Source organism: Campylobacter sp. GB48, assembly GCF_049221845.1.
In the GTDB taxonomy this organism is placed as follows: Bacteria; Campylobacterota; Campylobacteria; order Campylobacterales; family Campylobacteraceae; genus Campylobacter_D; species Campylobacter_D lari_C.
On record NZ_JBMJAR010000006.1, the window covers coordinates 73,010 to 94,790 of the forward strand.

Annotated in this window: 15 protein-coding genes, 1 tRNA gene and 1 pseudogene; 5 read left to right on the top strand and 12 right to left on the bottom strand. The window is 29.9% G+C overall.

All coding sequences use genetic code 11. The features are described from left to right. Positions 1–49: 49 nt before the first annotated feature. The 3 genes from ACOTVC_RS04900 to ccsA are packed head-to-tail and all read left to right on the top strand — an operon-like array spanning position 50 to position 5,433. A complete protein-coding gene (locus tag ACOTVC_RS04900) occupies positions 50–2,068 on the top strand; it encodes a rhodanese-like domain-containing protein (RefSeq protein WP_047208790.1) in 2,019 nt (672 codons plus the stop codon). Between the two features lie 56 nt (positions 2,069–2,124). Beyond that, a complete protein-coding gene (locus ACOTVC_RS04905) occupies positions 2,125–2,724 on the top strand; it encodes a SoxW family protein (RefSeq protein ID WP_214099397.1) in 600 nt (199 codons plus the stop codon). A 9-nt stretch (positions 2,725–2,733) separates the two neighbouring features. After that, a complete protein-coding gene (gene ccsA / locus ACOTVC_RS04910; protein ID WP_214099396.1) occupies positions 2,734–5,433 on the top strand; it encodes a cytochrome c biogenesis protein in 2,700 nt (899 codons plus the stop codon). A 1-nt stretch (position 5,434) separates the two neighbouring features. Here the strand turns inward: ccsA and ACOTVC_RS04915 are convergent, their stop codons facing one another. The 10 genes from ACOTVC_RS04915 to ACOTVC_RS04960 form a co-directional block, all read right to left on the bottom strand. Beyond that, positions 5,435–5,659: a hypothetical protein gene (locus ACOTVC_RS04915; RefSeq protein WP_039618362.1), complete on the bottom strand. Its 225-nt coding sequence runs from the start codon at positions 5,657–5,659 to the stop codon at positions 5,435–5,437. Further along, the gene (lpxD, locus tag ACOTVC_RS04920; protein ID WP_039641518.1) at positions 5,652–6,611 is read right to left on the bottom strand and encodes a UDP-3-O-(3-hydroxymyristoyl)glucosamine N-acyltransferase; all 960 of its coding nucleotides are present in this window, start codon (positions 6,609–6,611) and stop codon (positions 5,652–5,654) included. Before lpxD ends, ACOTVC_RS04915 begins: the two co-directional genes overlap by 8 nt. Continuing rightward, the gene (ilvN, locus tag ACOTVC_RS04925) at positions 6,608–7,075 is read right to left on the bottom strand and encodes an acetolactate synthase small subunit (RefSeq protein ID WP_039628356.1); all 468 of its coding nucleotides are present in this window, start codon (positions 7,073–7,075) and stop codon (positions 6,608–6,610) included. Before ilvN ends, lpxD begins: the two co-directional genes overlap by 4 nt. After that, positions 7,072–8,781 (bottom strand): acetolactate synthase large subunit, encoded by a 1,710-nt coding sequence (locus ACOTVC_RS04930; RefSeq protein ID WP_421627860.1) that lies wholly within the window; start codon positions 8,779–8,781, stop codon positions 7,072–7,074. Before ACOTVC_RS04930 ends, ilvN begins: the two co-directional genes overlap by 4 nt. An 83-nt stretch (positions 8,782–8,864) precedes the next feature. Continuing rightward, positions 8,865–9,422: a 2-oxoglutarate:acceptor oxidoreductase, gamma subunit gene (locus ACOTVC_RS04935; RefSeq protein WP_039618370.1), complete on the bottom strand. Its 558-nt coding sequence runs from the start codon at positions 9,420–9,422 to the stop codon at positions 8,865–8,867. Further along, entirely contained in the window at positions 9,419–10,264 is an 846-nt protein-coding gene (locus ACOTVC_RS04940) for a 2-oxoglutarate ferredoxin oxidoreductase subunit beta (RefSeq protein WP_039618372.1), read from the bottom strand. Before ACOTVC_RS04940 ends, ACOTVC_RS04935 begins: the two co-directional genes overlap by 4 nt. A 1-nt stretch (position 10,265) precedes the next feature. Continuing rightward, a complete protein-coding gene (locus ACOTVC_RS04945; RefSeq protein ID WP_214115339.1) occupies positions 10,266–11,390 on the bottom strand; it encodes a 2-oxoglutarate synthase subunit alpha in 1,125 nt (374 codons plus the stop codon). Positions 11,391–11,398: 8 nt separating this feature from the next. Further along, complete coding sequence (locus tag ACOTVC_RS04950; protein ID WP_039628359.1) at positions 11,399–11,713, bottom strand: 2-oxoglutarate:acceptor oxidoreductase, delta subunit; 315 nt, start codon at positions 11,711–11,713, stop codon at positions 11,399–11,401. Positions 11,714–11,883: 170 nt separating this feature from the next. Next, complete coding sequence (locus ACOTVC_RS04955; RefSeq protein WP_214097688.1) at positions 11,884–12,780, bottom strand: malate dehydrogenase; 897 nt, start codon at positions 12,778–12,780, stop codon at positions 11,884–11,886. Between the two features lie 18 nt (positions 12,781–12,798). Further along, positions 12,799–15,300 (bottom strand): AsmA-like C-terminal domain-containing protein, encoded by a 2,502-nt coding sequence (locus tag ACOTVC_RS04960; protein ID WP_421627862.1) that lies wholly within the window; start codon positions 15,298–15,300, stop codon positions 12,799–12,801. Between ACOTVC_RS04960 and mltG the strand changes: the two genes are divergently transcribed. After that, entirely contained in the window at positions 15,287–16,240 is a 954-nt protein-coding gene (mltG, locus tag ACOTVC_RS04965) for an endolytic transglycosylase MltG (RefSeq protein WP_052241397.1), read from the top strand. The genes ACOTVC_RS04960 and mltG overlap by 14 nt on opposite strands. Here the strand turns inward: mltG and ACOTVC_RS04970 are convergent. After that, positions 16,241–17,701: pseudogene (locus ACOTVC_RS04970) on the bottom strand (DNA translocase FtsK); the annotation flags it as partial. It lies immediately after the preceding gene. A gap of 1,421 nt (positions 17,702–19,122) precedes the next feature. Further along, positions 19,123–21,357 carry a flagellar hook-associated protein FlgL gene (flgL, locus tag ACOTVC_RS04975; RefSeq protein WP_257905910.1) on the bottom strand — a complete coding sequence of 745 codons (2,235 nt, stop codon included), beginning with the start codon at positions 21,355–21,357 and terminating at the stop codon, positions 19,123–19,125. Positions 21,358–21,513: 156 nt separating this feature from the next. Here flgL and ACOTVC_RS04980 point away from each other — a divergent pair. After that, positions 21,514–21,600, top strand: a tRNA-Leu gene (locus ACOTVC_RS04980). The last annotated feature ends 181 nt before the right edge of the window (positions 21,601–21,781 follow it).

Sequence of the window (21,781 nt, forward strand, 5' to 3'; positions counted from 1 at the left end):
CTTGAAAAATTTAATCACTCGACTTTTTATTGTCCTTTTTACTCTTTTTATGCCATCAGGATTTATTTTTGCTGAGGCTAATGGAGAAATAGGCTCAATAGAAGGTGTAAAAAGTATTAGCTTAGCGCAAGCTCAAGAAATGCTAGATCAAAACAATACTTATTTTTTTGATGTCAATTCAGAGCAAGATAGACAAGCTAATGGATATATACCTAATTCCATATCAACCTATGTGGAAAATTGGCAAAATTTACTACCTAATGATAAAAATGCAAATTTAGTATTTTATGGTTTAAATCGTTTTAGATTTGAAGCTTCTCAAGCTGCCGCAGTTGCTATAGAACTTGGCTATAAGAACTCTGTTGTAATGCTTGATGGCATTGAATCATGGGTAACTTCAGGTAGAAAAGTTGAAAAAATAGATACAGTTAAATGGGAAAAAGCTAAAGAAATTATCGAGTTTAAAGATACTATTCACTCAAGATTTAAATTTAGCAATACCCCATCTTGTCGTGATTGTCATGCTCAAAAAGGTAAAGGCATTAGAGTTGATATTGCAGCAAGTAAAAACTTAATCAATCAAAAATGCGCAACTTGCCATGAAAAAGCAAGTAATGCTTTAGCAAAGAGTGCTCATGGGGTGCAAGAGTTCTTACCTGCTCAAGATACACAAAAGAAAAAAGAAAAACCATCTTGTGCGACTTGTCACTCTGTTCATATCACTCCAAAACATTCAGGAATTTATTCACAAAAACAATTAGTCGATCAAAAGTGCGCACAATGCCATAAACAAAAAAGCACAACTTTTCATATGACTTTCCATGGTAAAGGTATGGTATTAAGCACACCAGGTGAAACTCCAAGTGTTGCTACTTGTTCTGATTGTCATGGTAAACACAATATATTAAAATCAAGCGAAAGAAACTCAACCCTCTCGCCAATAAACCGTGTTCAAACTTGTAAATCATGTCATCCAAATGCAAATGAAAATTTCGTAAATTGGATGGCGCATGCTGATCATAGCGATGGTGAAAAATATCCTGGGTTGCATGGTGCTTATATATTCATGACTATTTTGGTGATTTCTGTATTTGTTTTCTTTGGAGCCCATACTATACTTTGGTGCTTGCGTTTAATTACTATGCGTATAAAATATCCTAAAGAATGGAAAGAAGCAAGAAAAGCAGCGCATGAAGATAAAGTAAGAGTAAGAAGATTTAGTACTTTCCATAGAATTCAACATTTCTTTATGGCAGCTAGCTTTTTGGGTCTTGCTTTCTCAGGCTTACCACAAAAATTCTATGATTCAGCGTGGGCTAAACCTATGATTGATTTAATGGGTGGAGATATCATTAATGCAGCAACCATACATCATATTTCAGCTATAGTAATGTTTGCAGTATTTTTCTCTCACATTGGAGAAATCATCATTGTAAATTGGAAACGCCGTGATGTAGCAAGAGATCCAATCACTGGTAAAATAAGCTTTATGAAAGTTTTAAAAGCTACTTTTGGTCCTGATTCTTTAATGCCAAATTGGCAAGATTTTAAAGATATGAAAGATCATTTTAAATGGTTTTTTGGTTTTGGACCAAGACCGCAATTTGACCGCTGGACTTATTGGGAAAAATTTGATTATCTAGCAGTATTTTGGGGTATGTTTATCATTGGTATTTCAGGGCTTATTTTATGGTTTCCTGCTTTCTTTGGTAAATTTTTACCAGGTGAAGCAATCAACTTAGCAACCCTACTTCACTCTGATGAAGCTTTACTTGCTACAGGATTTATTTTTGCAATTCACTTCTTTAATACACATTTTAGAGCAGATCGCTTCCCTATGGATATGGTGATTTTCTCAGGAAGTATTAGTGAAGAAGAGATTAAACAAGAAAGAAGCGTATGGTATAAACGCTTAAAAGAAAGTGGAAAATTAAGCACTTTATATGAAAATAAAAGTAACTTCAAAGCATATCAATGGCTAGCTAAACTTGCAGGATTTGCAATGCTAATCACTGGTTTGGTATTTTTATTTTTAATGCTTTATACTTTCTTTAACACTATCTTATAACCTTATTCGCTATAATAGCGAATAAGGACTTTTCCTAACTTTTTCAAGGATTTTAAATGTTTAAAACAATACTCACACTTAGTTTTTTAAGTATTTTTTTTATAGCTTGTTCTAATGAAGAAAAACTTGATTCTAATTTAATCTCAAGTGGTACACAATTTTCTAAAGAAAATTTGCAAAAAGCAAATGATTTAGATAAAAAATCTTATGAAGAAATAGCTCATTTATTTAAAGATAATGCAAATATAAAAAGTGATGATAAAAACATTTTAATCATTTTCAGCGCAAATCATTGCCTTTATTGTGATAAATTAAAAGAAGAAATTAAAAATGATAAAAAAATACAAGAACTTATAAAAGAAAAATACAGCTCATATTATATAAATATAAGCTATAAAAAAATTCATACATTTTATAAAAACCACAAAAGCGACTTAAGTACAGCCGAACTTTCTAGTATTTATGATATAGTAGCCACCCCTACTATTGTAATTTTAAACAAAAACAGCCAAACTTTGCTAAATTATCCTGGTTTTATTAGCGCAAAAAGATTAAGCGCTACAATGGAGCTTTTAAACCAAAAAGAAAATCAAAATTTAGACGAAGCAACCATAGCACAAAAACTTATACATTTTTATAAAGAAAATAATATTTAAAGGTTAAAAATGCAGTATTTTTTTTCTTTTGCAATGAGTTTTTTACTAATGAGCATATATGCTATAGCTTGTGCTGTAGCAACTTTCATAGAAAATGATTTTGGTATTAGTGCGGCTAAAGCTTTAATTTATAATAATGCTTGGTTTGATATGTTGCATTTATTACTAGGTTTAAATTTAATCGGAGTGATATTTTATAATAAGCTTTTTCAAAAGAAAAAATACTCTATCTTGCTTTTACACTTATCTTTTATAGTGATTTTAATCGGTGCTGGACTTACTAGATATTTTGGCTTAGAAGGTGGAATGCATATAAGAGAAAATCAAAGTTCTAGCACCATAGTTACTAGAGAAGAATTTATAAAAATTACTGATTTTGATACTAATGCTAGTTTTGAATTTCCTATTAGCTTTACCCCGCTAACTCAAAAGCATTTTGAAAAAACTATAGACTTAAATGGCGAGAAATTAATCATAAGCTCTATCAAATATATTCCACAAAAAGATTCTATCACACCTGCTAGCTTAAAATTAAATATTAATTATCAAAAAGCAAATACGCAAATAACCTTAAATCCAAATTTTACAAACAAACAAGCAGTGCATTTTAACCTACAAGGAAAAGATTTTACTATCAATTGGGGGCCCAAAGAAATTAAACTTCCTTTTGCGTTACACTTGAAAGATTTTATACTAGAGCGTTATTTAGGTTCTATGAGTCCATCTTCTTATACTTCAAAAATTCAAATCATAGATGAGCAAAATAATATTAACTTAGATTATGATATTTTTATGAATAATGTTCTTGATTATGGTGGATATAGATTTTTTCAAAGTTCTTATGATCAAGATGAGCAAGGCACTATACTTTCAGTCAATAAAGATCCTGGTAAAATCCCTACTTATATAGGTTATACTTTATTGATTTTGGGATTTTTATGGGTTTTATTTGACAAAAACTCAAGATTTCATCGTTTAAGCATTTATTTAAAAAAAAGCCAAAGTTTTGTATTGTTTATTTTGCTTTTTGCAAATTTACAAACTCCGCTTTTTGCACAAGAAAATAAAAATGAAATTTTAAATTTAATCTCAAATTTGCAAAAAAATTCCTATGAACATTCTTTAAATTTTACAAGATTACTTGTGCAAGATCATAATGGTAGAATCAAACCTTTAGATACTTTGGCAATGGAGTTTGTTTATAAAATCACTCAAAAAGAAAAATTTTTAAATCTTCACTATGATCAAATTTTTCTAGCAATGATGATTTATCCTAAAGAATTTAGAAAAATCAAAATGATAGCTACAAAAACAGGCAAGCTAAGAGAATTAATAGGCACAGATATAAATGAAAAATACATAGCATTTGATGATGTGTTTGATAATGGGATATATAAGCTTAGCAATTATGTTGAGGAAGCTAATCGCAAAAAGCCCTCACTAAGAACTAGCTTTGATAAAGATTTGCTAGCCTTAGATGAAAAAATAAATCATGCATATTATATTTATAGCGGTCAAGCTTTAACTATTTTTCCTGATATTAATGAGCAAAGTTTAAAATGGTACTCACCGGTGCAAATTTTACCTTTTGCAAAAGAAGATGTAGAGCGTTTACAAGTGCTTTTAGTTAGCTATTTTTTACAAGTTCGCAATGGTATTGAAAATAATCAATGGCAAGATGCAAATGAAATTTTACAATCTTTAAAAGACTTTCAAAATCATTATGGAAGCAGTGTTTTACCGCCAAAAGAAAGATTAGATCTTGAAATACTACTTAATCACTATAACATCTTTGATAATCTAACTTTTGTTTATATTAGCTTTGCATTAGTGTTTTTCTTCTTAAGTTTTTATACTATATTAAAAAATATTTCTTTATCTGCCTTTGTATATAGATTTTTTTACATCATTTTAAGTATATGTGTATTCATACATGCACTAGCTTTAAGCATTCGTTGGTATGTAGGTGGGCATGCTCCTTGGAGTAATGCTTATGAAAGTATGATTTACATAGCTTTTGCTTGTGCGATAAGTGCTGTGATATTTTTTAGAAAATCACTCTTAGCCTTATGTGGTGCGAGCTTTTTAGCAGGTATTTCACTTTTTGTAGCTCATCTTGGCTTTATGGATCCTCAAATTGGGAATTTAGTACCTGTTTTAAAATCATATTGGCTTAATATTCATGTTTCTATTATAACAGCAAGTTATGGATTTTTAGCACTTTGTTTTATTATAGGGATTTTAAGTTTAATTCTTTTTACCTTAAGAGGTAAAAATAAAAACATAGATTTAAACATCACTAAACTACACTGTGTTAATGAAATGTCTATGATAATAGGACTTGCAATGCTCACGATAGGAAATTTTTTAGGTGGAGTTTGGGCCAATGAAAGCTGGGGAAGATATTGGGGTTGGGATCCAAAAGAAACTTGGGCTTTGATTTCTATTGTAGTTTATACCATGGTATTACACTTAAGATTTATTTTCAAAACTTATTTTATTTTTGTTTTTGCAAGTGCTAGCGTTTTAGCCTTTTATAGTATATTAATGACTTATTTTGGAGTAAATTTTTACCTTTCTGGGCTTCATTCTTATGCAAATGGCGATGCTTTTCCTATACCAACTTTTGTGTATGTTTTGATTGTACTTAATTTTGTTTTAATTGTAAGTGCAGGAAGAAAACGGGATTTAAATACGCCTAGTTTTTAAACTAGGCTTTACTTTTTTCTATTTCTTGAAGTGCTAGGATAAGATCTTTTAAATTTTCATATGGAATATGAACTTTCCAATCTATTCCATTTTCTTTTTTTAAAGCCACACCTATACTTAAAACATCATTACTTCCTATACCATAAGGATTAGAAAGATTACAAAGACTTATTTCTCCACTTTTACTACCATGTAACTCTATAGTTTTAAATACTTTTTTACTCATGTTTATCCCTAAAAGCTGTGATAATTTTTGCTTGAAATTTCAACCAATCTTTTTGAAGCATGATAGGAAAACCACCATAAACCCTAGCACCTTCTAAATTTTTAGTGACCCCACCTCTTGCAGCTATGGTAGCAAAATCCCCTATTTCTAAATGCCCACTTGTAGCACTTTGCCCACCCATAGTAACATTTTTACCCAAAATACTTGAACCTGAAATTCCACTTTGAGCTACTATAAGACAATTCTCCCCTACTTCACAATTATGCCCTACTTGAACAAGATTATCAATCTTTGTGCCTTGTTTTATGATAGTGCTTTCAAAAACTGCTCTATCAATAGTCGTGCAAGCTCCAACTTCTACAAAATCTTCTAAAATAACATTTCCATTATGATAAATCTTATAATGCTCGCCATTTTTTGTATGTGCATAGCCAAAACCATCACTACCTATAACACAATTTGCCAGTAAATGACATTTTTTACCTATTTTAGTGTCATTATAAATCACAACATTTGGATGGATTATAGTATATTCACCTATACTTACATTATCACCTATATAAGCACCTGCCATTATCACCACATGATCAGCTATTTGGACATTTTCGCCTATATAAACATTTGGCATAATCTTGGCACTTTTAGCGATTTTAGAATTTTTCTTTTCACTAGAAATTAAAGGTTTAGCAAAAAGCTTACTTAAAAGCGCAAAAGATAAATGTGGATTATCAACAACTAGCTTAATACAATCTTTTGAAACTAAATTTTCAAATTCTTTTGAGATCAATATAGCCCCAGCTCCACTACTTGCAATTTTTTTAGAGTTTTTTTCTCCATCACAATAACTAAGTTCAGTAAAACTTGCATTATTCAAAGAATTTAAAGCTGTAATTTCTATATCATCTCCACAATATTCTATGCCTAAAAATTTAGCAATTTCACTAATTTTCATTTTACCTCCATTAAAATAGAACCACTTCTAACAACACTAATAGGGTTATACTTTTTCATGGTTTTTAAAAAGTTATCGATATTTTTTGCATTATCACTTGCCATTACTATAATAAACTCATCATCACTATAAGTTACACTACCATTATAAGCTTTTAATATAGCATCTAAGCCTGCAAAATTTTCATTTAAAGCAATCTTTACCAAGGCTGTTTCTTTTTCTATAAAATCACTAGAATCAATCACTTTATAAGTAGGTATGAGTTTATGAAGTTGTTTAATAATTTGCTCAAAAACTTTTTCATCGCCTAAAGTAACGATGTTAATCCTTGAGAATTCTTTATCATCAAGTGGTGCAACTGTAAGAGATTCTATATTATAACCGCGTCCTGAAAAAAGCCCAACAACGCGTGATAATACCCCATGCTCATTTAATACAATGACAGAAATTACTCTTCTTTTCATTTTTTATCCTTGTTTTTATAGCTAGGTAAAATCATATTATAAATAGCTCCGCCTGCAGGCACCATAGGTAATACATCTTCATAACGATCTATAGCTACATTTAAAACACAAGTTTTTTTAGATTCTAAGGCTGCTTTGAAAGCTTTTTGAAATTCTTCTTTACTAAAGACATTATAACCCTCACAATGAAAACCTTTAGCAATAGTGACAAAATCAGGCTGGCTTGTTAAATCTGTATTAGAAAATCTTTCTTTATAAAACATACTTTGCCATTGTCTTACCATGCCTAAAAAAGAATTATTTAAAATGATATTAATCACTTTGATTCCATAAGCACTTGCTGTCATTAGCTCTTGTATATTCATTAAAAAAGAACCATCGCCTACAAAATTTACCACTACTTCTTCACCCACAGCTAATTTAGCTCCAAGTGCGGCCGGTAAAGAATACCCCATAGTTCCTTGCCCACCGCTTGTTGCAAGTTGTCTTGCATAATTAAAAGGATAAAATTGCGCTACCCACATTTGATGTTGCCCTACATCAGTAATTATCCTTGCATCAGGAGCTAATCTAGCACATTCTTCTATAACCCATTGAGGTTTTAAAACTTCATCACTGTCTTCATAGATTAAAGGATATAATTGCTGATATCTTTGTAAAGTTTTAAACCATTCTTGGTATTTTGTATTATCAAAACTTTCTTTTTTTAATTCTTCTAAGGTATCTAAAATAACACTTTTAATATCCCCAACTATAGGAAAATGCGCTTCGATGATTTTAGAAATAGAGCTTGGATCTATATCGATATGAACGATTTTTGCGCCCTTAGCAAATTCACTTGTTTTACCAGTAATCCTATCATCAAACCTAGCGCCCACAGCAATAAGTAAATCACACTCACTTAAAGCAATATTTGCACAATAACTCCCATGCATGCCTGCCATTTTTAAATTAAGCTCATCATCACTTCTTAAAGTTCCTAGAGCCATCAAGGTTTCAACTGCAGGAATTTGACAAAAATGAATTAATTCTCTTAATTCATCACTAGCATTAGAAGCTATACAACCTCCACCTAGGTAAAATAAAGGCTTTTGAGCATTTTTAATCAAACTTACTAATTTTTTAATTTGCTTGATATTTCCTTTATAGGTTGGCTTGTAAGTTTTCATAGAAATTTCTTTAGGATAATGCCATTTACCTATAGCAGCAGTAACATCTTTAGGTATATCAATATGCACAGGCCCTTTTCTACCTGTTGTAGTAATATAAAAAGCTTCTTTTAAAATTTTAGGTAATTCTTCGATATTTTTTACCAAATAATTATGCTTTACACAAGGTCTTGAAATACCTATAGCATCGATTTCTTGAAAAGCATCGGTTCCTATTAAAGAATTTGCAACTTGAGCTGAAATTAAAACCAAAGGTATAGAATCACTATAAGCAGTAGCTAAACCTGTAACTGTATTAGTAAAACCAGGTCCACTTGTAACTACTGCCACACCAACCTCGCCACTCATTCTAGCATAAGCATCAGCACTATGTAAGGCTGCTTGCTCGTGTCTAACTAGGATATGTTTAAAATGAGTTTGCTTATAAATTTCATCATAAATATTTAAAGCCGCACCACCAGGATAACCAAAAACTACTTTAACATTTTCTTCTTTTAATGCTTCACAAATCATTTGCGAGCCATTTAGCTCTTTCATTATTTTACCTTTTTGCTTAAAATGGAAAATATTATAACGATAATTTAATAAATATTATTTTATAAGGAGAGTTTCTTGAAAAATCAAGAAACTACTTGTGCTTTTTTAGCGTATTCTATGCCTAAATCAAAAGCTTTTGCATTTGCTTCTTTAGTTTTTGCAGGCACCATATCAAGCATAGTTTGTTTTAATGCATCAATATCAATGCATTTACTCATATAAGCAGCTATAGCTAGAGCAACGACTGATTGAGTAGCTACATTCCCTACTTCTTCTTTAGCTATAGTAATAATAGGAATTTCAAAAATTTTCCATCTAGCATAATCTTCTTTGCTTGGATGAACTAAATTTGGCTCTACAACTATAACACCACCATCACAAACACCATCTTTAAAACTATGATAACCCTTATCAGCAGTTGAAAGCATAAAACTAACTTCACCTTCTACTGCATAAGGAAAAAAGATTTCATTTTCATCAATGATAATATCAACCTTAGTTGGCCCACCTCTAACTTGAGAAGTATAAGTAGAAGCTTTAAAAGCATTACGTCCTTCTTTAATGGCAGCTTTAGCTAAAATTTCACCTGCAGTGATAACCCCTTGTCCACCTTCACCGCAAAATCTTAATTGATATTTCATTTTAATGCTCCTAAATCAACCATTCTTTTTTCTTTTAAAGCTCTTCTAACTTCTTCATAAGCTTCACAATATTCTGCCTTGCTTTCATCTTGGTGTAAAATTCCTGTAGGAAATTTATCTGCTTTTTGCTCATAGTCTAATTGTTCAAATTTAGACTTTTCAACACAACGATTTTTAATCCAATCAAGCATGCTTACAGCTTCGCCCATTTTATTTTTTCTACCAAGATTAATATGGCAGTTTGAAAATACATCTACAAAACTATAACCTTTGTGTGATAAAGCTTTAAAAATGATATTTTCAAGCTTATTTGCTTCTATAACATTTGTTCTTGCTACAAAAGAAGCACCTGCAGCTTTAGTAAGCTCGCAAGCATCAAAATTTGGGTCTATATTACCTGCTTGAGCAGTAACAGTATAAAAGCCTTGTGGGGTAGTTGGCGAAGTTTGTGAATTTGTAAGACCATAAATAAAATTATTGATTAAAATATGGGTTAAATCTATATTTCTTCTACATCCATGGATAGTATGATTTCCACCAATTGCTAACGTATCACCATCTCCGCTTACTACGATTACATGTTTTTTAGGATTTGCTAGTTTAATCCCTGTTGCATAGGCAATAGCTCTACCATGGGTAGTATGTACCGTATTACAATTTACATAAGAACTCATTCTACCACTACAACCTATACCAGAAACTAAGCAAACATCATCCATATTCCAGCCAAGTTTTTGAATAGCTCTAATAATAGCTTTTAAAACAACGCCATCCCCACAACCCCAGCACCATTGTGTTGGAAGTTTATCTACTCTTAAATATTCATCATAATTAAAAGCCATTTTACATATTCTCCTTTACTTTAGCAATAATTTCACTTGGGGTTATAGGGCGACCATTTGCACGGTGCAAGCTAATAAAATCATCTCTTTTACTTACTCTTTGAATTTCTTCTAAATATTGCCCCATATTAAGCTCACTTACCATAACTTTTTCAAATTTAGATACCACTTGAGCTATTTTTTTCTCAGCTACTGGATAAAGCGTGATTGGTCTAAAAAGCCCTACTTTTAAACCCTCTTCTCTAAGTCTTAAGATAGCTTCTTTGGCAGATCTTGCAACGCTTCCATAAGCAATGATTAAAAACTGCGCATCATCACACATAAACTCTTCATAAGTACAAATTTCATCGGTATTATTTTTGATTTTACCAAATAATCTTTTTATATTTTTATCTACTATCACTCCATCTTCAGTTGGAAAACCTATATCTCCATGATGAAGTCCTGTGATATGATAACGATAACCTTCAAAGAAAGGATTTAGCGTAGCAGCTTCATTTTCCCCTGCTGCATAAGGTTTATAATCTTTTTTATCGCCCGTAAATTTTTTACGGTTAATAATTTCTAATTCTTCTAAATCAGGTAATTTTGCCTTACCATTCATATGTCCTATGGTTTCATCTAAAAGCAAAAATACTGGTGTCATGTATTTTTCAGCTAGATTAAAAGCTCTAATGGTTTCAGTGTAAGCTTCTTCCAATGAAGCAGGAGCTAAAGCTATACTTGCATAATCTCCGTGTGTTGGAGCTTTTGCTTGAAATAAATCTCCTTGTGCAACTCTTGTTGGAAGACCAGTTGATGGACCACCTCTCATAACATTTACAATTACTAGTGGAATTTCAGCTATAAAACCCAAACCAATTTGCTCGGCTTTTAAAGAAATTCCGGGCCCACTACTTGCTGTCATGGATTTTACCCCACTCATAGAAGCGCCCAAAGCCACACTAATACCTGAAATTTCATCTTCCATTTGTATAAAAGTACCATCATTTTTTGGTAGCATATGACTTAATTCATGTGCTATTTCAGAACTTGGGGTAATTGGATAACCACCAAAAAATTTACAGCCACAATCAATCGCAGCTTTTGCTACTAAAACATTACCTGTTGATATCACTTCTCTCATTATTTTTCCTATGCGTTTAATTTTTTATATTTATTTTCTTTAATAGCTTGTGCTCTTTCTTTAGCTTCTGGCGTAAGTTTTGCAAATTTAAATTCATCTCTTTTAGCAACAAAAATTGCAAAATCAGGACAATGACTTTCACATTCACTACAGCCTATACAAGAATCAGGATGAACCACTTCTATCATCTGTCCTAAAACTGCGCTGATTTCATCTCTCATTGCTAAAACTCCAGCTGGACAATAACTAACACAGATATTACAAGCTTTACATCTTGCTTCATCAACCCAAACCGGTGTATTTTCTGGGGCTACCATTAAAATTCCTTTCTAATTTTTGTTATTTTCAATGATTTTTTATTAAAAGTTATCTTTAAAACAAACTTTTTATTATAGCGAATTTATAATATGAGTAAATATTATTTAAAATATAAAGTAAAACAAATAAGTATTTATAACGCAAAGTAACATTAGGAGTAAAAAACTCCTAAAAATTATTTGTAATTATACTGAATGAGAGAATTTTCTAAGATATTTTGCTCTTGGTTATCTAACTGTAGCTCCAAAATTTCAAGTACTCCATCAAGACTAATTCTTGCCATAACACCAAAAGCTTTTTCTTTTATATTATATTCTCCATCTAAAATCACACATATTGGTAAAAATTCTCCACTTTTTAAAGCTTCTATCATTCTTACACAAGCACTTGCAGGGGCTAAATATGCTGAAGTTTTTAAGTGTTTTATAACTTTAGCACCACCGGTTTTAACTTCTTGTTCAATTTGAGCAAGATCATATTCATTTAAAACCTCATTTAATGCTTTATTTTGCACTTTACTTTGAGATTTTACTAAAACCATGCTATCATTGTGAAAACCTATAAGCTTAGTATCTACACATGAAGTTTTTATATTTAGCTTTTTACCCACTTCATATTTAAATCTAGCATTATCTAAAACACCTGCCATGGCAATGATTTTTTTTGATGAAAATAATTTGCTTTCATAAAGAGCATTAAGTAAAAAATCCACAGGGTTACTTACTATGATAAACAAAGGATCGTTGTTAAATTTTTTAATATTTTTTGCACACTCAAGCATAATTTTAGAATTAATAGCAAAAAGCTCATCTCTACTTTGACCTTCTTTTCTAGCTACTCCCGCACTAAAAATAACCACTTGAGAATCTTTTGAATGCGCATAATCATCTGTGCAAGTTATTTTAATATCCAAATTAAAAGCAGCTATACTCTGACTTAATTCTAATTCTCTAGCAAAAAGCAAATCTTTATTAATATCAATTAAAACAAGCTCATCAACCAACTCTCTTAAAATCAAAGCATAAGCAGTGCTTACACCAACATTACCTGCACCTATGATGGTGATTTTCATTTTTACTCCTTTTTGTATTTATTTCACTAAATTAGCCGGCAATTCAAAAATATTTTTAATTAAATGATAAGGAAGTTGCAAGCTTTGCGTAATAAGCTGAGTCTTAAATTCAGGGTTTTCTACTGTTCCGCTTAATTTAATTTGCGTGCTAATTTGTCTATCTTTGCCTAATATGATTTGATTAATGATAGGAACTTTAGAAATAACTGAACTTGCTGATTTTAGCGTTCTAAGCTCTAACAAACCATCCACTTGATTATTTCTTAAGTTGATTTTAACTTGACCTAGCACATCTGCACTATCGCCATTAAAATTAAGTGCGTCTATCTCAAAAAGATCTTTTTTACGATTAAAACTTATACCAGCATTTTCAACACTAAAGCCTTTTTCATTAAATGTAGGTGCTTTAAATAAAATCAAACTAGGTATGGTATCAATAAAGCTTAAAAGCTGTTGATGAAATTTTAAATCTTTTAAATATGTATCTTTAAATAAAAACTTACCTTTGAAAAAATCGGTACTATTACCATCTATATAAAGATTAAACTCACCTTTTTCAAAAACATTTTGACGCATAAAAGTGTTTAGAAAATCATCATCCATTTTTAAAGCTCTAATTTGCATTTGATTTTCTTTAAGCAAAAAATCAAATTTAGATTCATTTCTATTTGCCCAAGCTTTTAAATAATCTTTTTTAATTTTAGCGTCAAATTGATCAAAATCTAAAGTTTTATTAAAATCTTTCAAAATCAAATCTATATTTTTCCCACTAATATTATAAGTTGAATTTTCAAGAGTATCTAAAGTATTTTCCGTATCTTGCTGAGAAATTAAAAAATTAATATTATTTAAAGTAATATTCACATCATCATTATCTTTTTGCGCAAAAACACTACCACTTGCACTAGTTAAATTAAAATCATCTCCTTTTATTTTTATGCTAAAACTATCATATTCATAAGGATTGTTATCTTTATAAAGTAAAAATGATTCGAAAGTGGTATTATTAATATCTACATTAAAATCTTGGAAATTTAAAGTGTTTAAAGATAATTCCCCGCCATGTACTTTATTTTTTTGCATTAATTTAGAATAATTTTTATATTTTGCAAGTTTTTCAACATAAACAGACATACCTTTATCAAAATTTAAAGTTGTAGTAAATTCTTTATTATATAAACTAATATTTTTGTCAAAATCAAAACTTAAATCAAGAAATTTATTTTCCATTTTTAAGCTCTCTTGTGGTAATTCCAAGTTTGCTATAAAGGTTTTAAAATCACCTTTTTTTTGCTTTAAATCAACACTTGCATTAAAATCACCGTTAATCATACTACTTTGCACACTTGCATTTTGTATATCTAGCTTATCTTTTTTTAAAGTAACATTTGCTTGAGCTATCTTAAAATCACTTATATTTATATTTGAATTAATAATATTAAAACTACCATTATAAGTAATTTTCTCAGGACGATCAAAAGGAATTTTCAGTGTTAAATCAGTCTTTGTGACACCATTATTTTGTAAAAATGGTAATTTTATATCGTATAAAAGTAAAATTTTATTAACCCTATAATCAGCTCTAGTATTATCACTTTTAATGCGTATATAAATTCCTGCTTTTTCATTTAGCATATTATCTATATAAATTTGGCTTTGAGCTAAATCATAATTATTAAAACGCAATTCATCGTAAATAAAATCAAGTCTTTGTTTTGCAAATTCAAGTCTTACAAAAGGACTTACGATAGGATCTATTCCTTTATCTAAAACTACTTTTAAATTATTTACATAACCTTTAGCGTTGATATCATTTAAATAATATCTATGTTTTCCAAAATCTGCAAAACCGGTTAATTTTTCTATAAAATAAAAATCAGCCTTTACCTTACCACCCACCCAAAGAGCAAGATTAGAAGGTAAATCCACTCCATTTTCTACTAAAATATCAAAAATTTGCGAAATGTTATTTGAGCTTATATTTTCTAATTCATAAGCAATCTCTTCTCTTTTGAGTGAAAATTTAACATCACTTCTTAAAAAATCACTATCAATTTTACCTTTAAAAGTATAAAATTTTGTCTTAGGATTAATAAGCAAGGAACCAATTACACTAAGATTGTAATCTTTTAAAAGAAAATTATCAATATTAGCTTGTATATTTTTATCACTAATTTTTAAATTCACTTTTACTAAAAGATTTTTACTATTTACAAAGAATAGATTATTTTTATAAATTAACTCCACAGGATAGTTATTAACAAGTATTTCATCGATATTGATTTCTTGAAAAAACCAATAAATATATTTTACATCTTTGATAAGCTGCACAGCTTTACTTGCACTAGTTTCATTTTGAACACTTTGACTTTGAGAATTTACTACGACTTTTTTAGCATTTAAAATGAGTTTTTTATCTAATTTAATATATAATTTCTCCAAATTAATAGAAGAAAATTCTAATTTTTCTATGTAAATTCCATTTTTGAGGTAAATAAACAAAGCAATGAAAAGTATCATAGGTAATGCTAAAAATTTAAGAATTTTTTTAATATGTTGTGATTTGATTTTAATTTTTCTTTTATCCATTTTTTATTATCTACTTTTACCTATAAAAACAAACTCTGTAGTTTTTATACCACAAGGTTCTGTTGGTAAGATTATAACGCAATTAGATAAAAATAACTATAAAATGAGCAGTATTGATAAATATACTTTATATTTTTTAGGCCATCCACAATCTGGCTGGATAAATATAGGCACAAAAGAACTAAATAGAGTTGAATTTTTACATAAACTTACCGTTGCTAAAGCAGCGCTTGAAACTATTACTTTAATTCCTGGAGAAACGACTGAAATTTTCTTTGAAGAACTAGCACCGAAGTTAAATTTAAACGCTAAAACCTTAATGCAGGAATTTTACAAACAAAGTTCTTTTAAAGAAGGTATGCTTTTTCCTGAAACTTACAAAATTCCAAAAGGTATCACAGAAGAGCTTTTGGTAAAATATCTTTTAGCTTATTCTACAAATGAATTTAAAAAGCTTTCTTATAAAATTTTTAGAGAATATAATGAAAAAAAATGGCATGAATATATCATCATAGCGTCCATTATACAAAAAGAAGCAGCGAGTAATGAAGAAATGCCTATAGTTTCATCTGTGATTAGAAATCGTTTAAGAAAAGGTATGAAGCTTCAAATGGATGGAACATTAAATTATGGAAAATACTCTCATGAAAAAATTACTCCACAAAGAATAAGATCAGATAATAGTTCTTATAATACTTATAAATTTAATGGCATACCAAAAGAAGCTGTGTGTAATGTTTCATTTGAAGCTATTAAGGCAGCCATTTTTCCTGCTAAAACAGAATATTTATACTTTGTAAGAGATAAAAAAACCAATAAGCATATTTTTACCTCTACTTTAAAAGATCATAATAAGGCAATAAGAAATTAATTATAAAATTTCTCTTTGCCCTTTTGCATCAGGTTCACTTAAAACACCTGTTTGTGAAAGTTGTTCTATGATATTTGCTGCACGGTTGTAGCCTATTTTTAAGCGTCTTTGTAAATAAGAAATACTAGTTTTTCTATCTTCTAAGATCACAGCCTTTGCCTCTTCATAAAGCTCATCCAAATCCCCATCATCAAATTCACTTCTTTTGTAAGATCCATCTTGACTATCATCTTTTAAAAAACTCTCATCATATTCTACTACTTGTTGAGCTTTTAAAAACTCTACTATATTTTCAATTTCATTTTCACTTGCAAAAGGTGCATGTAAACGCACCAAACCACTCATACCAGGAGGGGTAAATAAACAATCTCCACGCCCTAGTAAACTTTCAGCACCCATAGAATCTAAAATAACCTTAGAATCTATCTTTTGTCCTACTTTATAAGAAATTCTACTTGGTAAATTTGCTTTTACAACACCAGTTACAACATCCACTGAAGGGCGTTGCGTAGCTACGATTAAGTGAATTCCACTTGCTCTTGCCATTTGTGCTAAACGACCTATATAAAACTCTACATCCTTGCCCGCAGTCATCATTAAATCAGCCAACTCATCAATAATCACTACGATAAATGGTAAGATTTCGCCACCTTGCTCTTTGATTTTTTCATTGTAATTTTCTATATTTTTAGTTTTTGCTTCAGCCATCAAACGATACCTGCGCTCCATTTCAGCTACCATATTCGATAAAGCATTTACCGCCTTTTTAGGGTCAGTAATTACCGGTGTAAGTAAATGTGGTATATCATTATAAATACTAAATTCAAGCATCTTAGGATCTATCATCATAAGTCTTAAGGTTTTTGGTGAATTTCTATAAAGCAAAGATAAAAGCATAGAGTTAATCCCCACACTTTTACCACTTCCTGTAGTCCCTGCTATTAAAAGATGAGGAAGTTTTTTAAGATCTGTAATGAAAGGATCGCCTACTATATCTTTACCCAAAGCTATGGTTAAAGGTGAGCTAGAATTTTTAAATACTTCACTTTCTAAAATTTCTCTTAAGTAAATCGTATCAATTTTTTCATTTGGCACTTCAATTCCCACTACATCTTTGCCTGGGATCGGAGCTTGAATTCTTATAGTTTGAGCTTTTAAAGCCATAGCTAAATCATCTTGTAATGATAAAATTTTACTTACTTTAACATCTGCTGCTGGACGAAATTCAAAAGTAGTTACAACAGGTCCTGTGTAAGTTCTAACTACATCTCCACCTATTTTAAAGCGTCTTAATTTTTCAAGCAAGTCATAAATTTTTCTATCAATCTCTTCTTCATTTATCTCGCTTTTGCCTTCTTTTGGCATAGTTAAAAAATCTAAAGGTGGTAAAGAAAAATCTTTTGGTTTTTCAAAATTTCCAAAGTCAAGATCTTCTAATAAAGCTTTATTTTCACTCACTTCATTAGCAATAGAATGGTGTGTTTTATTTTCTACTGCTTCCATTATAGGCTCTTGAGTAACTTCAAATGAAACTTTTTCTTCTTTAAATTCATTTTGCACTTCTTCTACTACAAAAGGACTTTCATAATTTTTTTTACTTCTTAACTCTTCTATACTAACAGGCTTATTAAAATCATCTTCACTAAAATCTAATTCTTTAACTTCATTTTGTGGGATAAAATCCTCATCTTTAAAATCTTTCACCCCTAAAAAGCTAGTTTTGTTTTGAATTTTTTTAAACTCAGCTTCTTTTTGTGCTTCTATAGCATTTAATTCTTCGATTTTTTTAAAATCCTCATTAAGCTCTTCTAAAATTTTTTCTTTTTGCAAGGCTTTATACTCTTCTAGCAATTTAGCTTTTTGTAGCATTTGCTCACGCTCTTTAAGCTCTTTGGCAAATAAGGAATTTTCTTCTATTGTTTCTTCTTTATTTTCATTTAAATCTATATTACGTCTTTTATAGCTTGGTTCATCTAAATTTTTACTTTTTAAGGTTTGAGTATAAATATCTTCACTTTTATTTTTGTATTTTAATAAATACTCTTCAGGGGTCATTTCATCTTCCTTTATATTTATTTGACTTGCTTTTTGAGCAAAACTTGCAATAGGTTCTGAAAGCTCATGAATATAGCTTGAACTTAACTTTTTATCCTCTTCACTAATTATCACTTCCTCTAATTCTTGGTTTTTTAAATCTTCAAGATTGAATTTTTTACTTTCTTGAACCTCTTGTTTTGGCAACTCTTCTTTCTCAATGAGTTCTTCTTTTTTTTCTTTGATTAAAAGCTCTTGCTTAAGTTTTTCTTGTTCTTCTTTGGTTTCATTTTCGTATTTATCACCACCAAAAAATCCAAAAATTTTATTTTTAATTAAAGTTTCAAGTTTTAAATAAAAATCAAAATCAAGCTCTATTTTAAATACTTCTTTGATAATTTGCGGAAAAGAAATACTAAAAGCAAAAGCTAAAAGCAAAATCACTAAGATCAAACTTCCTATTTTTCCAAAAAGTCCATCTAAAATCACAAACATAGCAGAAGCTATATAACCTTTATCTTGTAAAAATGCTGAAGCAAAAACAAGCGAAGCAAAAATACAAGCAAAAATAGCCACACTAAATCTACGCTCAATAAGTTCAAAATTATAATCATTTTTATATAAAAGATAATTAAACCAAAAAAAGACAAAAGGATAAAATTTAGTCAATGATCCAAATAAAAAATAACTAAGTTTTGCTAAAGAATACCCTATAATACTTACCAAGGCTTGATCGGGTATCAAAGAACTTAAGCAAAAATAAAAAATTAAAATATTAAAAATAATAAAAATAGCTTCTTTTTTTATAACATATCCTTTATAAAGAAAAAAGCTATTATATCAAAAAATTATAAGTAGTTTAATAAACTAATTTGAGAAATTTTAGAGGTTGCTGAAAGCATAGCTTGATAAGAAACCATAGTTTGCATAAACTGCATATAAGTCTGACCATAATCAGCATCAGTTACACCGCTTTTTATAGAAGCTACATTGATATTTAAAAAAGTCATTCTTTTATTTGTTTCTTCTATATTATTAGTGTAAGCGCCTATGGTTGTTTGCATTTTTCTAACATGATCTTGCAAATGATCAATCCTTTCTAAGGCTCCTTGCAAACCTGTATTTCTAGGATCACTTCCTTCTGAGTCAGCTCTCATATTACCATTTAAAACAGCATCTATCATATCATCTAAATCTTTAATTAAATCAATATTTGGATCATCAATAGTTAAAGAATTATTTGCACTAAATACAAAACCAGAACCATTGCTTACCTCACCTGCTGGAGGAAAACCACTGTTTGAATTTGAATCTTTTAAAGTAAGACCTATATTTGTATTAGTTGAAAATTTATCAGTAATACTTATACGACCCTTATAATCCATACTAACTTCTACAAAATCTTTAGAATCATTTATATTTTGTTGAATAGTTTGAAAGTCACCATTATTGATCGTTCCGTTTGCATTTGCATTAATTGTAGTAGTTGGAACCTTATCACTTGCAAACATACCTATAATATCATTTAATTGACCATAAGTAATATCCTCAGGTCTTGTTTGCATACCCACTGAAGTTCCTGTTGCTTCATTATATTGAGAGTGAGTAATAGGAAAACTTATAGTTTGAGTAGGATCATTTGGATCTTGGTAGCTAACTTTGGAATTTTCTAAGTCTATTTCAACCTTATATTTTTGACCACTTTTAGAAGTAATCTCCATTTCAAGTTTTTGACCCTTCATATCCCCATTAGCATTTGCTAAAACTTCGCTAAGTTTTGTACTATCAGTAGCATACTCACTAGTGCCTTTAATCACTTGAGAAACATTACCAAAAACAGTATTGCCATCTTTTTCAAAAGGCACATCAAAATCAGCTCCATTGGTTTTATTACCATTGATGTTACTTTTTATAAAATCTGTTTTATGTATATCTACAGTAAATTGCTCACCATTTACCTCAATAGTAACTGGACTTTTGGTATTATTCAAATCTCCACCATGTGCTGCTTGCATGATACGATTAGTCACTTCATCCATACTAATACCCTCAGCAGCAGCAGCTTCACTTAAAGCTTTGATTTGTTCTGCATCCTGAAGTTGCGGTGTCATAGCAACCGCATGAAAATCTAAAGAGCTATTACCCTCTTGTAAATTTTTAATTTCTATTTGGCCACTATCATTCATAGTTACTTCAACAACTTTATTTGCATCCGTATTACCATATAATTTACCAATATTTTCTAAAACATCGCCTATTTTATCTTCAGGCCCTACATTAATAGTTGCTTTAAAGCTTGTTCCATCAGGTCTGACACCTTGAATATACATAGATGAGCTTGGAAAAGGTAGTTTGCTATCTGCATAATCAAAATCTTTATCAGGATCTAAAGGGCCATTTTGCACATAATTTTGGCCTATAAGATAAGAAAATTTAGATTCTTCATCTAAATATTTTTTTTGCTCAGGATTAGAATTAACATCGTATCTACCATCTATCATAGATACATTTGTAGAGATAATCTTGCTAATATTTGAATCAGGTTTAAAAAATAAATCCCAACCAGGTATATTATAAGGAATTTGAGTTCCTGCACCACTTACTACGAAAATATTATCTTTGTTACCAGTATAATTTCCATATTTATCAAAAGGTTTTGTAGCTGTATTAGATCCTGCAAATAAATATTGCCCATTAATACTAGTATTTGCAATATTTACAATAGAATCTCTTACAAGTTTAAGCTCTTTTGCAATAGCTTCTCTTGAAGTTTGAGAATTTCCATCACTAGAAGCTTTTACTAAAAGTGTTTTAAATTTTTCCAAAAGCTCGGTAATGTTTTTTAAAGCTGTATCTGTATTTTTTGCCATTTCTTGCGCTGCTTGAGTACCTTGAATAATCTGACCTATATTTGCCATCTCATATTCTAATCTTGAACCGTTAATATAAATATTAGCATTTTCCCAAGAGTGCTGTATAAGTTGACCTGTTTGTAATTGCAAATTATATTTATTAAGTAAAGACTGACCATCTGTGTAATTTTGTATAGAAGTGTAGTAGTTATACTGGTTACTGATTCTCATTATTTTGCTCCGCAAATAAATTTTTTAATTATTTGCAAGCAAAAAAAGTTCCAATTTTAAATATATTTTAATTTACAATATAAATATTTTTATATTGCTTTAATTTTTTTTTAGTATAATTTCACATTCTATATTTTTAATTTAAAATCTTAAAAAGCCCGAGTGGTGAAACTGGTAGACGCGCCAGACTCAAAATCTGGTAAGGGTAACCTTGTGTCGGTTCGAGTCCGACCTCGGGCACCATTTGTTTTTTACTCCCGAGTGTTTTTTTGGCAAATTATATTCAAAATATTAAAAAAGAGTTTTTATTTTAATTAACAAATCACACCTGCTAAATCTATCATTTACTTACTTCAACCTCACATTCATAATCATATTAGATAAAAAGATACTATCTTTATCAAAGCTTTTTAAGTTATATTCT